This window comes from Sphingomonas sp. BL-S-28 (assembly GCF_055521515.1).
Genome location: NZ_CM145483.1, coordinates 1,242,909 through 1,257,311, shown reverse-complemented (window position 1 = coordinate 1,257,311; position 14,403 = coordinate 1,242,909). Strand labels below are relative to the sequence as shown.

Genomic DNA, 14,403 nt, shown 5'->3' with positions numbered 1-14,403 from the left:
CGATTCGATAGTCCGCCTACTACCTCGATACGCGGCTTTGTAAATTGTGCAGATACGTCGGCTTCCCCCAATAAAGCCGACTTTCCGCTGCATTGATACGCCGCTAGAAAGCTGACAGTCGTTCAGCGTCGGGATTTAATCATGCCACCCGGAGATCGAACTAGAACGTAATCCGGTCTTCCAGCATCAGCTTCGCGCCGCGTAGACCCAGCGCCATGGCAGGGGCGTTGGTGTTGCCGGTCACGTGGCCCGGCATCACCGAACAGTCCGCCACCCGCACGCCGGTCACGCCGTTCACCCGCAGGCGCGGATCGACCACCGCTGCGGGATCGCTGCCCATGCGGCAGGAGCGGATGGCGTGGAGGCCGCAACTGGAGAGCCGACGGAACGCGGAGAGAATGGCCGCGTCGCTGTCGATGTCTGCGCCGGGCACCAGTTCCGCGCCCACCATCTGTCCCAGCGGTGCCTCGGCCATGAAAGCGCGCATCTTGCGCACCAAGGCGACGGCGGAGCGGCGATCGTGCTCGGTCGTCAGGAAATTGTGGCGGATGTCGGCAAGGTCGCCGGAGTTCGGGCCGGTTGCCCGCACCGCGCTCTCGCTGGTGAGGCGCAGCAACTGGCCGTAGATGGTGACGCCGGGACGCGGGTCGATCTTGTCGAGCGGGACCGGGTCCTTGTCATCGCCGACCTTGAAAGTGTAGCCGCCCAGATAGAACTGCGCGTCCGTCCGCCCGTCGGGATGGGCGACATTGCAGAACGCGCCGACCTCGAAAGGCCCGGTTGCCAGCACGCCGTCATGTCGCAGCAGATAGCGCAGCATGGCCATGGCCGCGCCCACGCCGAAGAAGCTGCGGTTGGTGCCGCGCCCGTGCTCCAGTCGGTAGGGGATCGAGATCGACAGGTGCTCGATCATCCGCTCTCCCACGTCGGGCGAATGGACGAGCGGGGCGATCCCCGCCGCCTTCAGCCTTTCGGAATCGCCGATGCCCGAACGCTGGAGTAGCAGCGGGCTTTCCATGGCGCCCGCGCTGACCACGATCTCCCCACAGCAGGCGAAGTGCTGCGGTTGGCCGTTCACCACCGTATCGATCCCCGTGGCGCGGGTGCCGTCAAACACGATCCGCTCCGCCAGAGCGCCGGTTACCACCGTCAGGTTCGGCCGCCCGCGCGCTGCCGCCAGATAAGTCCGTGCCGAGGATTCACGGCGGCCATTCCGGATGTTGTGGCTGTAATAGCCGACGCGCGGGCCGGCCGCTGCGTTGAGGTCGTCCACGCGGCGCAGTCCCAGCGCTTCGCCGGATTCGATCATCCGTTCTGCCAGCGGGTAGGTGTAGCAGGCGGGGTCGACATGGACGAGGCCGCCGCTGCCGCGCATCGGTGAGGCGCCGGCGGCGTGGTCTTCCAGTTCGAGGAAGGCGGCGGTCATGCTCGCGCCGTTCCAGCCACTCGCGCCCGCGTCGCTTTCCCAGGCGTCGTAGTCTGCTGGTTCGCCCCGGCTCCAGATCATGCCGTTGATCGAGGATGAGCCGCCAAGGCCCTTGCCCCGGATCCAGACCTCGCCGCCCGCCTCGTTGGCGCCTTCCTCGCGCGGCTGGCTGACTGGATAGGCCCACATGTGTTCGGGCTTCTTCACCAGCTTTGCCACGCCCTTGGGCAGGGTGACCCAGAAGCTGTCGTTGGTGCCGCCCGCTTCCAGCAGCAGCACTTGCGCGCGGCCATCCGCGCTCAGCCGTTCCGCCATGACGCAGCCGGCCGAACCGGCGCCGACGATGATGTAGTCCCAGCTCTTTGCCATGGCTTCGTTCTCCCGCCCCACTGCGTCGCACGAACTGGCACATTGGCTACCCTAGCGTTTTGGTGAGTCACAAAGCCGGGGCGGGCACGCTTAAATCATTCACATCAACGGACTCGAAAGCCGAGAGATGGGGAGAACGATGCGCGCCATTGCCGAAGGCCTGTTCACCGACGAAACGCCGCCCCGGCTGCTGGGCGGCCGTGAGCGGACCACCGGGCGCGTGGTGTTTCCCTGCCCTGCCGGCGACGCTTGCGATCCCGTGCCATTGGCGCGCGAGGGTCGGCTCTGGTCCTACACCGTGCAGCGCTATCGCCCCAAGACACCGCCTTACGCGGGGCCGGAAGCCTTTGCGCCGTGGATCGTCGCCTATGTCGAGTTGCCGGGCGAGGTGATCGTGGAGGCGCGGCTGGTGGGCGTGGCGTTCGATGCCGTGGAGATCGGCATGCCGCTGCGCCTCGTGCAAGTGCCGCTCGACCCCGATGCGGTCGAGCCGCTGGCCATTCCGGCCTTCGCGCCGATCGAGGGAGGCAGGGCATGAGCGACGTCTGCATCGTCGGCATCGGCATCCATCCCTTCGGGCGCACCGATGGTCTGTCGGGCGTCGATCAGGGCGTCTTCGCGGTGCGGCAAGCGCTGGCCGATGCGGGCGTGGACTGGCCGCAAATCCAGTTTGCCTATGGCAGTTCGGACGCAGCCGGAAACCCGGATACGATGGTGGACCGGCTGGGGCTGACCGGCGTACAGTTCATCAATGTGCGCAACGGCTGCGCGGCGGGCGGATCGGCGCTGTTTTCGGCGCAGATGGCGATCAAGTCGGGCGAGTTCGAGCTTGGCCTTGCCGTCGGGTTCGACAAGCATCCGCGCGGCGCCTTCAACGCTCTGCCCAGCGAATACAACTTGCCGGACTGGTACGGGGAGGCGGGCTACATGGTCACCACCCAGTTCTTCGCGGCGAAGATCATGCGCTACATGCACATGTTCGGTATCTCCCACCAGACGCTGGCCCGCGTGGCGGAAAAGGCCTTTCGCAACGGCGCCCATGCGCCGCACGCCTGGCGGCGCCAGCCGGTGCCGATCGAGGAGATCCTCTCTGCCCCGCTCGTATCGGATCCCTACACCAAGTACATGTTCTGCTCTCCGGCCGAGGGCGGTGTTGCGCTGGTCCTCGCCAGCGAGAAGAAGGCGCGCGAACTGGGCAAGCCGCTGGTCCGCCTGAAGGCAGCGACCATGCGCACCCGCCCGCCGCACAGTTTCGAGGTTTTTGCGCCCAGCGTGGACGTGGTGGCGGACGACAGCGCGCCGCGCGGCACCGCCACGCGCATCGCCTCCGCCGATGCCTTCCGTCTGGCCGGGATCGGTCCGGGCGACATCGACGTGGCGCAGCTTCAGGATACCGAGGCGGGTGCGGAGATCATGCACATGGCCGAAAACGGCTTCTGCGCCGATGGCGATCAGGAACGCTGGCTGGCCGAAGGATGGACCGAGATCGGCGGGACGCTGCCGGTCAACACCGATGGCGGCTGCCTTGCCTGCGGAGAGCCGATCGGCGCTTCGGGTCTGCGGCAGGTCTACGAAAACGTGGTGCAATTGCGCGGGGACGGCGGCGGCCGTCAGGTGCCCGGCCACAGGCGGGGCGGCCCCAAGACGGCCTACAGCCACGTCTACGGCGCGCCGGGCGTATCCGCGGTGACGATTCTGGAACGATAGAACGGATGGACATCGAACTCTCCCCCGCCGACGAAGCTTTCCGTGAGGATGTGCGCGCCTTCCTGCGCGATCATCTGCCCGATGCGGTGAAGGCCGGCGCCGCCGCCACGCCTTCGGTCTTCGTCGAGCCGGACATCGGGCAGGCCTGGAACGCGGTGCTGGCCGCGAAGGGGTGGCTGGGCTATCAGTGGCCGGTCGAACATGGCGGCACCGGCTGGACGCCGCTGCAGCGTTACCTGTTCGAGAAGGAATGCGCCGCCGCCGGCGCGCCGAACCTGACCGTGCTGGGCCTGAAGCTGCTGGCCCCGGTGCTTTGGACGTTCGGCAGCGCGGCGCAGAAGGCCCGCTATCTGCCGCGCATCCTTTCCGGCGAGGATTACTGGTGCCAGGGCTTTTCGGAGCCCGGCGCGGGGTCCGACCTTGCCAGCCTGAAGACGCGCGCGGTGCGAGACGGCGACCACTACGTGGTCAACGGATCGAAGATCTGGACCACCCATGCCCACCACGCCAACGGTATGTTCACGCTGGTGCGCACCGATCCGGAGGTGAAGAAGCAGGCGGGCATCTCGTTCCTGCTGATCGACCTTGCCAGCCCCGGCGTTTCGGTGCGGCCGATCCTGACGACGGCGGGCGACCATGAGGTCAATCAGGTCTTCCTGGAAGACGTGCGCGTGCCCGCCGAGAACCTGGTGGGCGAGGAAGGGCAGGGCTGGACCATCGCCAAGTTCCTGCTTGAAAATGAGCGCGGCGGATCGTGCCATGCGCCCAAACTCGGCTACGACCTCGCCCAGATCGAGGCGGCGGCCAAAGCGGAAAGCGACGGGAACGGCGGGGCTCTGGCGGACGGCATCGAATGGCGCCGCCGCATGGCCAAGGCGCGGCTGGGCGTGGAAGCGCTGGAAATGATCGAGCTGAAGATCATCTCCGAAATCGCCAAGGGCCGGAAGCCGGGGCCACAGACCTCGCTCACCAAGCTGCTGGCATCGAACTTGCGGCAGGAGATCGACCTGCTCGCGGTAGACCTGTTCGGCATCGCCGGGCTCCAGCTGGAAACCTCACGCCCGCTCTATGGCGCCAATGCGCCGGAGCCGGTTCACTCACGCGCCGCGCAAGTCGCCGCCGCCCGTTATCTCAACAGCCGGGCCTGGACGATTTTCGGGGGGACAAACGAGGTGCAGAGCACCATCATCGCCAAGTCCGTATTGGGCCTTTGAAGGGAACCGTGAAGACATGCGGACCACAATGGGAGAGGAAGCCGGGATGCAACTGAACCGCGAGGCGCTGACGCGCGCCTATCGGCAGATGAAGCTGATCCGCGAATTCGAGGAACGCCTTCACGAGGAGATCCAGACCGGGGAAATCGCCGGCTTCACGCACCTCTACTGCGGGCAGGAAGCCGTGGCGGTCGGCGTGTGCGAACACCTGTCGGAGCGGGACAAGATCGTCTCCACCCATCGCGGCCATGGTCACTGCCTGGCCAAGGGCTGCGACGTGACCGGGATGATGAAGGAGATCTGGGGCAGCCAGGAAGGCCTGTGCAACGGCAAGGGCGGCTCCATGCACATCGCCGATATCGACAAGGGCATGCTGGGCGCCAACGGCATCGTCGGCGCGGGCGCGCCGATCGCGGTGGGCGCGGCGCTTTCGAACAAGATCGACGGGCCGGACGAGAATGGCAAGCTGGCCGTATCCATCGCCTTTTCGGGCGACGGGGCGTGCAATCAGGGCACCACGTTCGAGGCGATGAACCTGGCCGTCGTCACCAAGGCGCCGGCGATCTTCGTCTTCGAGAACAACCACTATTCGGAACATACCGGCGATGCCTATGCCGTGGGCACCGCGCAGGACATCGCCAGCCGCGCCGAGGCTTTCGGCATGAAAGTCTGGCGGGCGGACGGGACGGACTTCTTCTCGGTATTCGACACTTTCGGCGAAGTGCTGGAATTCGTGCGCACGCCCGGCAACGGCCCGGCGGCGGTGGAATTCGATACCGAGCGCTTCTTCGGTCACTTCGAAGGCGATCCCCAGCGCTATCGCGGGGAAGGGGAGCTGGACCGGCTGCGTGCCACGCGCGACTGCCTGCGCAAGTTCCGCGAGAAGGTGACCGGGGCGAAACTGCTGACCGACGCCGATCTGGACGCGGTGGATAGCGATGCGCTCGGCACCATCGAGCAGGCCGTCACGGCATCGCGCGCGGCGGCCCGGCCGAGCCCTGAGAACGTCCTCGAAAACGTTTACATCAGCTACTGACGGCGGAGCGAAACACATGGCTAAAATGATGTATCGCGACGCCATTCGCGGCACGATATTCCAGGAAATGCAGCGCGATCCGCGCGTCGTCGTGCTGGGCGAGGACGTAGTGGGCGGCATGGGCACGGCCGGAGGTCCCGAGGCGATCGGCGGCATCTGGTCCACCTCGACAGGGTTCTATGATGCCTTCGGGCCGGATCGGGTAATCGATACGCCGATCAGCGAAAGCGCGATCATGGGCGCCGCGGGCGGCCTCGCTCTGGCGGGCAAGCGGCCGGTGGCGGAGATCATGTTCGCGGACTTCATCGGCGTTTGCATGGACCAGTTGTGGAACCAGATCGCCAAGTTCCGCTACATGTTCGGCGGCAAGTCGGTCTGCCCGGCGGTGATCCGCATGCCCTGCGGCGCGGGCTACAACGCCGCCGCGCAGCACAGCCAGATGATCAGCCAGTTCGTGACCTCCATGCCCGGCCTGAAGGTCGTCATGCCCGCGACCCCGGCCGATGCCTGCGGACTGCTGCGGCAGGCGATCCGGGACGACGATCCGGTGGTCTTTTTGGAGCACAAGTTTCTCTATGCGATGACCGGCGAAGTGCCGGACGATCCGGACTTCGTCATCCCCTTCGGCCACGCGCGGCTCGCGCGGGCGGGTGAGGATGTGACGATCGTCGCCTCCGGCATGATGGTCGGTTATGCGGAGACCGCCGCCGACGACCTGGCGCAGGACGGCGTGGGCTGCGACGTGATCGACATGCGCACCACCTCTCCGCTCGATGAGGAAGCGATCCTCGATTCCGTGGAGGCGACCGGGCGGCTGGTGATCGTGGACGAGGCACCGCCCCGCTGCAGCCTTGCCACCGACATTGCCGCGCTGGTGGCGAACAAGGCTTTCGCCAGCCTCAGGGCCCCCATCGAGATGGTCACCGCGCCGCATACCCCGGTGCCGTTCGCCCGCGAGTTGGAGGGCGCTTACCTGCCCAGCCCCGCGAAAGTCGCCGCCGCCGTCCGCAAGACGCTGGCATACCGTTGAGGAGGGCGCCGTCATGAGCAGGATCCGCGCTTTCACGATGCCCAAGTGGGGCATCGAGATGACGGAAGGGACCGTGGCCGAATGGATGGTCAAGGAAGGCGACAGCTTCACGCGCGGCCAGACGCTGTGCCTGATCGAGACCGCCAAGATCACCAACGAGGTTGAGGCCGAATACGACGCCACCGTACGCCGCATCATCGTCACCGGCGGCACCGAGGCCGAGCCAGTGGGCGCGCTGCTGGCCGTGTTCGACGAGGGGGCGCACTCGGATGACGAGATCGACGCCTTCATAGCCGGTTTCACGCCCGCCGAGGGCGGCGTGGCCCAGGGCGCGTCGAAGGCGAAGGTGGCGGAGCCGATCGGCGCCATCGCTGGCACGCCCGAACGCGTGCGCGTGCCGATAGAGACCAATCGCCCGATCAGCCCGGAGGCGCTGCGGCTCGCGGAAGAGGAAAGCGTCGATATCGCTGCCATCGAGGGATCGGGGCGGGGTGGCCGCATCACTCATCAGGACGTGATCAAGGCCATGCGCGGACCGGCCAGCCCGGTGCTGAAGGGCGCTTTGGCGCTGCCCGAGGACGACGCGAAAGTCTTCGCATCCCCGCTCGCCCGCCGCATCGCCGCGCTGCACGGGATCGTGCTGGCCGGGGTCACCGGAACCGGCCCGCGTGGCCGCATTTCCAAGGCTGACGTGCTCGCGCTGGTTCCCGCGCCGGCCAATTCGGATGGCTTGGCACCGCCCGCTTTCGTCGCCGGCGCCAACCAGCCGGAGATCTTTCCCTTCGACCGCATCCGCAAGATCGTCGCCCAGCGGCTGACGCAGGCGAAGCAGGAAATCCCGCACTTCTACTTGCGCCTGTCCGCCCGCGCCGATGCGCTGCTGGACTTGCGGGGGAGCGCCAATCTGGTGCTGGGCTGCAAGGCTTCGGTGAACGACTGGGTGGTCAAGGCTTGTGCCATGGCGCTCGTCCGCCATCCGGAGGTCAACGTGCAGGTCCACGGCACGGACATCTACCGCTTTCCCCATGCCGACATTGCGATTGCGGTGGCCGGCCCCAAGGGCCTCGTCACCCCGGTGGTGCGGCAGGCGGACCGGATGCGGATCGACCAGCTTGCGGCCGAAACCCGCCGCCTGATCGACAAGGCGCAAGGTAAGGGCCTCGGCATGGAGGATATGGAAGGCGGCACGTTCTCCGTCTCCAATCTGGGCATGTTCGGGGTCGAGAACTTCGATGCGATCATCAACCCGCCGCAGGGCGCGATCCTGGCCGTCGGCGCTGCGCAGCGCCAGCCGGTGGAAACGGCCGCTGGCGGCGTGGCGTTCGAAACGCGGATCGCGCTCACGCTCTCGGTCGATCACCGCGCCATCGACGGCGCTGCCGGCGCGCAGTTCCTGCAGACGCTGAAAACCCTCATCGAGGAGCCGCAGGGCCTCTTCGCCTGAGCGCTTTTATTTGTCGCATTTTCCGAGTCGTCAGGTGTGCCACCTGACTTGAAAACGCTTTAGAGGACAAGCCATGACAAGTCCGGCCAAACCGGGACCGCTCAAAGCACTGGGGGACGTGATCCAGCTGGCCTACTTCCCCAGCGATTTCGACGCCGCGCTGACGTACTGGATCGAAACCGTGGGCGTCGGCCCGTTCTTCGTGCTGAACGACGTGCGATTGGGCGAGATGAAGTACAAGGGGCAGCCCACCGATGCCACCTTCTCGATGGCGATCGGCTACTGGGGCGATATCCAGATCGAGCTGATCCGCACCGAGAGCACAGCCCCGTCGCTCTACACCGGCGAATATGCGGTGCGCGACCGACTGCACCACGTTTGCGTCTTCGTGAAGGACATTGCCGAGGCACGCCGCGCCTGCGCCGAAGTGGGCGCCGAAGTGATCGTGGAGGGCAAAGTGGGCGACGATGGCGAGGTGATCTACGTCGATCCCGGCCAGGGCCCAGGCTTTGTGATCGAATACCTGCAGCCCATGGCCGGATCGGAGGGCCTGTTCGAGATGATGAAGGCCGCCGCGCGCGACTGGGACGGCAGCGATCCCGTGCGGGTGCTGCAATGAGCGCGCCGCTCTCCCCCTACGCCGCCGCCATGGCCGACCGCGTCGAGGCGTTCGTGCGCGAAGTCGTGGTGCCTTACGAGAACGACTCGCGCCGCGACCATCACGGCGCGCCGACCGACGATCTCGTCATGGAAATGCGCGGCAAGGCGCGCGCGGCGGGTGTGCTCACCCCGCATATCCGCGCCGACGGCAGCCACCTGACCCAGCGCGAGACGGCCGAAGTGCTGATCCGCTCCGGCCTCTCTCCGATGGGCCCGCTAGCCTGCAACACCATGGCGCCCGATGAGGGCAACATGTACCTGATCGGCCATGTCGGCTCGCCCGAATTGAAGGCGCGGTTCCTGCAGCCGCTGGTGGAGGGCAAGGGCCGTTCCGCCTTCTTCATGACCGAACCGGCCGACTGGGGCGGCGCCGGGTCCGACCCGTCGATGATGAAGACCACCTGCCGCCGCGATGGCGACCACTGGGTGATCGACGGGCGCAAGACTTTCATCACGGGTGCCAAGGGGGCGATGGTGGGCATCGTCATGGCCGCATCGGTGGATGAGGGGAGCAAGGGCGGGGCCTGCATGTTCCTGGTCGACCTGCCCGATCCCGCCATCGTGATCGACGAAGTGCCGAACACCATCGACAGTTCGATGCCCGGCGGCCATTCCACCGTGACGATCCGCGATCTGCGCGTTCCCGCCGCGCAGATGCTGGGCGAACCGGGTGAGGGCTTCAAGTATGCGCAGATCCGCCTCAGCCCCGCGCGCCTTTCGCACTGCATGCGCTGGCTGGGCGCCTGCATCCGCGCGCACGAGATCGCCGTGGACTATGCCTGCCGGCGCGAGGCTTTCGGCAAGACGCTGATCGATCACGAAGGGGTGGGTTTCATGCTCGCGGAAAACCGCATCCTGATCCAGCAGTGCCGGCTGATGATCGACTGGTGCGCTGGCGTGCTGGACACCGGATCGCTTGGCACCGTCGAAAGCTCGATGGCGAAAGTCTCGGTCAGCGAGGCTTTGATGAAGATCGCCGACAACTGCGTGCAGGTGATGGGCGGCACGGGGGTTACCGACCGGACGATCGTGGAGCAGGTGTTCCGCGAAATCCGCGCCTTCCGCATCTATGACGGGCCGACCGAAGTGCACAAATGGTCGCTTGCCAAGAAGATCAAGCGCGAATGGAAGCAGGCGCAAGAGGCCGCCCGCGCAGAGCAGGCGGCGTAAGCGATGGCCGTCGATCTCGCTGCCGACAACGCGGGCACCGTGCCCGTCCGCGAAGGCTATCGCTTCGACGAGGCGGCGCTGGCGCGCTGGATGGCGGAGCATGTCGAGGGTTTTGCCGGGCCGCTCATGGTGGAGCAGTTCAAGGGCGGGCAGTCCAACCCGACCTACCGCCTCTCCACGCCTGCGCGCAACTATGTGCTGCGCCGCAAGCCGCCCGGAGACCTGCTGCCCGGCGCGCATGCGGTAGACCGCGAGGCGCGGGTGCAGATGGCGCTGGGCACGGCGGGCTTTCCGGTCGCGCGCATCCATGGCCTGTGCACGGACGATGCGGTGATCGGCACCTGGTTCTATGTGATGGACATGGTGGAGGGGCGCATCTTCTGGGATGCGACTTTCCCTGAGGTCTCTCGCGAGGAGCGGCCGGCGTATTTCGATGCAATGAACGGGACGATGGCGGCGCTGCATGCCATCGATCCCGATGCGGTGGGGCTGGGCGATTACGGCAAGCCGGGCAATTACTTCGCGCGGCAGATCGGCCGCTGGACCAAGCAGTACCAGGCCGACGAATTAGCCGGTCGCAATGCCGACATGGACGCGCTGGTGGAGGCGCTGCCCGCGCTGATCCCGCCGGGGGATGAGACCTCGGTGATCCACGGCGACTGCCGCTGCGACAACATGATCTTCCACCCCACGCAGCCGCGCGTCCTGGCGGTGCTGGACTGGGAGCTTTCCACGCTGGGCCACCCGCTGGCGGATTTCGCCTATCACACGCTGATGTACCGGATGCCGCCGGAGATCGTGCCGGGCCTGATCGGTGCCGATCTTGCCGCGCTGAACATCCCCTCCGAGCAGGACTACGTCGCGGCCTATTGCGCGCGCACGGGGCGGGAGGGCATTGCCAACTACGAGTTCTATGTGGCGTTCAACCTGTTCCGCCTGGCCGCGATCTTCCACGGCATCAAGGGCCGGGTGCTGCGCGGCAATGCCGCTAATGCGCAGGCGGCCAGCCGGGCGGAAAGCTTTCCCGCCCTCGCCCGCATGGCCCGCGAAAGCATGGCTGCGATAGAGTGAATTCTGCGCCTGTCCTAAAGACGGGCGCGCAGTTCCGCTTCGGTGACGATTTCCAAGCCTGCGCCAGTGTTGCGCAGGCTTTCGGCCTTGCGATACTCCGCGTGAGCAGCCGCCCAGCGACCGAATGGCTGGCGCGCGCTGATGACCAGCATCGTCGTGGTCGTGCCGACGCTGGACACCACGCGCGCACCGTGCGCGGCCAGAAATTGGGCCAGGCCCTCGTCCCGCCGTTCGCCCAGGATCGCGATGCGTTGGCCCTTCAACGTGCCGGTGGAAGCGGCGCGCGGGGCCTTTCCGGGTTTTGCGGGCTTGGCCAGCCAGCCTTGCAGATCGATGCCGGTCTCCTCAATGGCGCGGAGGATGACCATGCCCGCCGCCCGCGCATCGCTGAGCGCGTCGTGATGCCGGTGGCGGACTTTCAGATGGCTGGCGAGCGTGTTGAGGCGGTGATTGGGCAATTGCGGCCACGCCCGCTTGGCCACGCGCACGCTGTCCAGCCAGGTGGTTTCGATGAAGGGCAGGCCGCCGATCCGGCAGGCCGCGGACAGCGCACCCTTGTCGAACCCGGAATGGGCGACCGTGACACGTCCGGCCAGGTGCCCTGCGACGATGCCGTGGATATCGCCAAAGGTCGGCTTGCCCGCCACGTGTTCGGGCGAAATGCCATGGATGCCGATGTTGAATGTGGAGAAGTCGTCGAGCGGATCGATCAGCGTTTCGTAGGCGAAGACCTCCTGGCCATTCCTAAAGCCGACGATGCCGATCTGGCAGATGCTGCTGACCCGCGCGCAGGCGGTCTCGACATCGACCACGACGAAGTCCGGGTTTTCGGCAGCGGGGGCATCGTCCAGAGCGAAAGGGGCGTTCGAGTCAGGAAGCTTCATGGCGATCCTGTAGCAGGTCGCCCCGGAAAGCGCGATGCGCGTGGGCTACCCATCGGGCTTGAGAATTTCCCAATGGCGACGTGCAGGAGAGTCGTTTTGCCCGTCAAAAAGGCCGCGATGGTCCTCGAGCCCGAATTACGCTTGCGTGGCTATTGCCGCTGCTTCTGGTCGGGTCGATGATGTCATTTATGGGTCCTGATCCTAGTCGCCACCCTTGTTCGCATATCGGTCCGTCGCGCGGATCAAACGATCCAGGATGCCCGGCTCCGAATAGGCATGTCCGGCGCCTTCTATCAGATGGAAATCCGCCTCGGGCCATGCCTTGTGCAGCGCCCAGGCGTAATGGGCCGGACAGGGCATGTCGTAGCGTCCGTGGACGATCGTGCCCGGAATCGCGCGAAGCTTGTCCGTATCGCGCAGAAGCTGGTCCGGTTCGAGCCAGCAGTCATTGACGAAATAGTGCGTTTCCAGACGCGCGAACGCCAGCGCGAAATGGCCATCGTCATGCTGCTGCGACGTGGCGGGATCCGGCATCAGGGTGATCACTTCACCCTCGTACAGGCTCCAGGCCCGTGCCGCCTCGATCTGGTCCTCGGTCGATCCGGAAGTCAGGCGGCGATGGTAGGCGTGCAGCATATCGCCCCGCTCGGCCTCGGGGATCGGCGCCAGGAAGCGTTCGTACTTGTCCGGGAACATCTGCGATACGCCGAACTGGTAGAACCAATCTAGCTCCGGCCGCGTGCACATGTAGATGCCGCGCAGGATCAACTCGCTCACGCGTTCAGGATGCGTCTGCGCATAGGCGAGCGCGAGCGTGGACCCCCAGGACCCGCCGAAAACCAGCCATTGGTCGACACCGGCGAGTTGCCGCAGGCGTTCGATATCGGCCACCAGATGCCAGGTGGTGTTGTTTTCCAGCGAGGCGTGCGGTGTGGACCGGCCGCAGCCGCGCTGGTCGAACAGCAGCACATCGTAGAGTTCCGGATCGAACAGGCCCCGATGCGCCGGTGAAATGCCGCCCCCCGGGCCGCCATGCAGGAAGACTGCCGGCTTGGCGCCTGGTGTTCCGCAGCGCTCGTAATAGATGCTGTGGCCGTCACCGGTATCGAGCGTGCCGGTTTCATAGGGTTCGACGAGCGGGTAGGGTTGACGTAGCATGTCCTGATCCTCGACGATTTTCCTGGCGAAGGGAAGGGTGGGGTGCCTTCGTCGATCTTTATTGGATCGGGCTCGGAGTCCGTTTGAAAAATGCCCGCAGGGGCATTTTTGAGGCGGCACCGGCCCTCTCCCCCACCCTACCACCCGCAGGATACTACCGATGGGTGGTAGGCCCCCTCAGCGAAAAGGTCCCCCGGACCTTTTCGTGTTCTTCGGAACGGGAGAGGGCCGGTGCCGCAAAATTCGCATTTCGCGAATTTTCAAACGGTCTCAGGCGAAGCGCTTCGCGCCGGCCACGCAGGCGACCACGACCAGGGTCGCAGCCAGCATCGCCGGGGCAACGTGTTCCCGCAAGAGGAAGGCGGCTAGCCCCAGTCCCAGGAACGGCTGCAGCAATTGCAATTGTCCGACCCTGGCTATCCCGCCCAGGCTGAGCCCGCGGTACCAGAACACGAAGCCGACAAGCATCGAAAAGACGGAGACATAGGCCAGCCCCAGCCAGCTTGAGGCATGTACGCCGGCCATGCCGCCCGCCGGCCAGAACGCGATCGCGCCTCCTGCGGCCAGTGGCGCGCTGAGTACCAGCGCCCAACAGATTACCTGCCACCCGCCCAGTTCCCGGCTGACCACCGCACCTTCGGCATAGCCGAGGCCGCAGACGGCAATGGCCAGGATCATCAGGCCATCCCCCAGCGCGGATGTCTCCCCGCCCTTCAGGAGAGCGAAAGAGGCGACCGCCAGGGCGCCGACGAGAGCGAAGATCCAGAACGCGTGCGAAGGGCGCTCTCCCCCACGGATCACGCCGAAGATCGCGGTGCTGAGCGGCAGCAGGCCCATGAACACCAGTGAACGCGCCGAGGACATGTGCAGCAGGGCCAGCGCCGAAAACAAGGGAAAGCCGATGACGCAGCATGTCGCCACCACACCCAGCTTCGGCCAATGGCCCCGCGCGGGGAGCGGCTGGCGCCGGCCGGCCAGCAGGAGAAATGCCAGTCCGCCCGCGATCAGGGCGCGCACGCTGGTCAGCAGGAGGGGGGCGATGTCCAGAACCGCAAGGCGCGTTGCCGGCATCGATCCGCTGAAAATCGCCACGGCCAGCAGACCGCTGCTCCAGCCGCTGCCGCGGAAATCCGCCCATCTGCTTGCGCGACCGTCTACCTGACGGCTGCTTCTGGAATTGATCTGCCCTTCGCACTGTTCCTGCACAACTCTTCCTTCGCGATCCGATGCGTGT

At 66.2% G+C, this 14,403-nt stretch carries 13 protein-coding genes; 9 read left to right on the top strand and 4 right to left on the bottom strand.

Going from position 1 to position 14,403, the window contains the following annotated elements; translation table 11 throughout:
* Positions 1–160 precede the first annotated feature (160 nt).
* Positions 161–1,795, bottom strand: a complete 1,635-nt coding sequence (locus tag ACZ1JC_RS05235; protein ID WP_465138983.1) for a GMC family oxidoreductase — start codon at positions 1,793–1,795, stop codon at positions 161–163.
* A gap of 139 nt (positions 1,796–1,934) precedes the next feature.
* Here ACZ1JC_RS05235 and ACZ1JC_RS05230 point away from each other — a divergent pair, with 139 nt between their 5' ends.
* The 9 genes from ACZ1JC_RS05230 to ACZ1JC_RS05190 all read left to right on the top strand — a co-directional run bounded on the left by ACZ1JC_RS05230 (position 1,935) and on the right by ACZ1JC_RS05190 (position 11,127).
* Positions 1,935–2,333 (top strand): Zn-ribbon domain-containing OB-fold protein, encoded by a 399-nt coding sequence (locus tag ACZ1JC_RS05230; RefSeq protein ID WP_465138984.1) that lies wholly within the window; start codon positions 1,935–1,937, stop codon positions 2,331–2,333.
* Complete coding sequence (locus tag ACZ1JC_RS05225) at positions 2,330–3,502, top strand: thiolase family protein (protein ID WP_465138985.1); 1,173 nt, start codon at positions 2,330–2,332, stop codon at positions 3,500–3,502. Before ACZ1JC_RS05230 ends, ACZ1JC_RS05225 begins: the two co-directional genes overlap by 4 nt.
* A gap of 5 nt (positions 3,503–3,507) precedes the next feature.
* Positions 3,508–4,716, top strand: a complete 1,209-nt coding sequence (locus tag ACZ1JC_RS05220; protein ID WP_465138986.1) for an acyl-CoA dehydrogenase family protein — start codon at positions 3,508–3,510, stop codon at positions 4,714–4,716.
* A 46-nt stretch (positions 4,717–4,762) separates the two neighbouring features.
* Positions 4,763–5,752: a thiamine pyrophosphate-dependent dehydrogenase E1 component subunit alpha gene (locus tag ACZ1JC_RS05215; RefSeq protein WP_465140288.1), complete on the top strand. Its 990-nt coding sequence runs from the start codon at positions 4,763–4,765 to the stop codon at positions 5,750–5,752.
* A 16-nt stretch (positions 5,753–5,768) separates the two neighbouring features.
* Positions 5,769–6,782, top strand: a complete 1,014-nt coding sequence (locus ACZ1JC_RS05210; RefSeq protein ID WP_465138987.1) for an alpha-ketoacid dehydrogenase subunit beta — start codon at positions 5,769–5,771, stop codon at positions 6,780–6,782.
* Positions 6,783–6,795: 13 nt separating this feature from the next.
* A complete protein-coding gene (locus ACZ1JC_RS05205) occupies positions 6,796–8,226 on the top strand; it encodes a 2-oxo acid dehydrogenase subunit E2 (protein ID WP_465138988.1) in 1,431 nt (476 codons plus the stop codon).
* A 73-nt stretch (positions 8,227–8,299) separates the two neighbouring features.
* The gene (locus ACZ1JC_RS05200) at positions 8,300–8,845 is read left to right on the top strand and encodes a VOC family protein (RefSeq protein WP_465138989.1); all 546 of its coding nucleotides are present in this window, start codon (positions 8,300–8,302) and stop codon (positions 8,843–8,845) included.
* Positions 8,842–10,056 (top strand): acyl-CoA dehydrogenase family protein, encoded by a 1,215-nt coding sequence (locus ACZ1JC_RS05195; RefSeq protein WP_465138990.1) that lies wholly within the window; start codon positions 8,842–8,844, stop codon positions 10,054–10,056. Before ACZ1JC_RS05200 ends, ACZ1JC_RS05195 begins: the two co-directional genes overlap by 4 nt.
* Before the next feature lie 3 nt (positions 10,057–10,059).
* Entirely contained in the window at positions 10,060–11,127 is a 1,068-nt protein-coding gene (locus ACZ1JC_RS05190) for a phosphotransferase (RefSeq protein ID WP_465138991.1), read from the top strand.
* A gap of 14 nt (positions 11,128–11,141) precedes the next feature.
* On the opposite strand, the gene ACZ1JC_RS05185 is transcribed toward ACZ1JC_RS05190, so the two are convergent.
* The 3 genes from ACZ1JC_RS05185 to ACZ1JC_RS05175 all read right to left on the bottom strand — a co-directional run bounded on the left by ACZ1JC_RS05185 (position 11,142) and on the right by ACZ1JC_RS05175 (position 14,375).
* Positions 11,142–12,011, bottom strand: a complete 870-nt coding sequence (locus tag ACZ1JC_RS05185) for an exonuclease domain-containing protein (RefSeq protein WP_465138992.1) — start codon at positions 12,009–12,011, stop codon at positions 11,142–11,144.
* 201 nt (positions 12,012–12,212) lie between these two features.
* Positions 12,213–13,169 carry a prolyl aminopeptidase gene (gene pip, locus ACZ1JC_RS05180; RefSeq protein WP_465138993.1) on the bottom strand — a complete coding sequence of 319 codons (957 nt, stop codon included), beginning with the start codon at positions 13,167–13,169 and terminating at the stop codon, positions 12,213–12,215.
* 270 nt (positions 13,170–13,439) lie between these two features.
* Positions 13,440–14,375, bottom strand: a complete 936-nt coding sequence (locus ACZ1JC_RS05175; protein ID WP_465138994.1) for a DMT family transporter — start codon at positions 14,373–14,375, stop codon at positions 13,440–13,442.
* Positions 14,376–14,403: the final 28 nt, after the last annotated feature.

Excerpts from the sequence above, each read along its gene's own strand:
- ACZ1JC_RS05215 (WP_465140288.1), top strand. The coding sequence starts at position 4,763 with ATGCAACTGAACCGCGAGGCGCTGACGCGCGCCTATCGGCAGATGAAG.
- ACZ1JC_RS05185 (WP_465138992.1), bottom strand. The coding sequence starts at position 12,011 with ATGAAGCTTCCTGACTCGAACGCCCCTTTCGCTCTGGACGATGCCCCC.
- pip (WP_465138993.1), bottom strand. The coding sequence starts at position 13,169 with ATGCTACGTCAACCCTACCCGCTCGTCGAACCCTATGAAACCGGCACG.
- ACZ1JC_RS05230 (WP_465138984.1), top strand. The coding sequence starts at position 1,935 with ATGCGCGCCATTGCCGAAGGCCTGTTCACCGACGAAACGCCGCCCCGG.
- ACZ1JC_RS05200 (WP_465138989.1), top strand. The coding sequence starts at position 8,300 with ATGACAAGTCCGGCCAAACCGGGACCGCTCAAAGCACTGGGGGACGTG.
- ACZ1JC_RS05195 (WP_465138990.1), top strand. The coding sequence starts at position 8,842 with ATGAGCGCGCCGCTCTCCCCCTACGCCGCCGCCATGGCCGACCGCGTC.
- ACZ1JC_RS05235 (WP_465138983.1), bottom strand. The coding sequence starts at position 1,795 with ATGGCAAAGAGCTGGGACTACATCATCGTCGGCGCCGGTTCGGCCGGC.
- ACZ1JC_RS05190 (WP_465138991.1), top strand. The coding sequence starts at position 10,060 with ATGGCCGTCGATCTCGCTGCCGACAACGCGGGCACCGTGCCCGTCCGC.
- ACZ1JC_RS05220 (WP_465138986.1), top strand. The coding sequence starts at position 3,508 with ATGGACATCGAACTCTCCCCCGCCGACGAAGCTTTCCGTGAGGATGTG.
- ACZ1JC_RS05205 (WP_465138988.1), top strand. The coding sequence starts at position 6,796 with ATGAGCAGGATCCGCGCTTTCACGATGCCCAAGTGGGGCATCGAGATG.
- ACZ1JC_RS05210 (WP_465138987.1), top strand. The coding sequence starts at position 5,769 with ATGGCTAAAATGATGTATCGCGACGCCATTCGCGGCACGATATTCCAG.
- ACZ1JC_RS05225 (WP_465138985.1), top strand. The coding sequence starts at position 2,330 with ATGAGCGACGTCTGCATCGTCGGCATCGGCATCCATCCCTTCGGGCGC.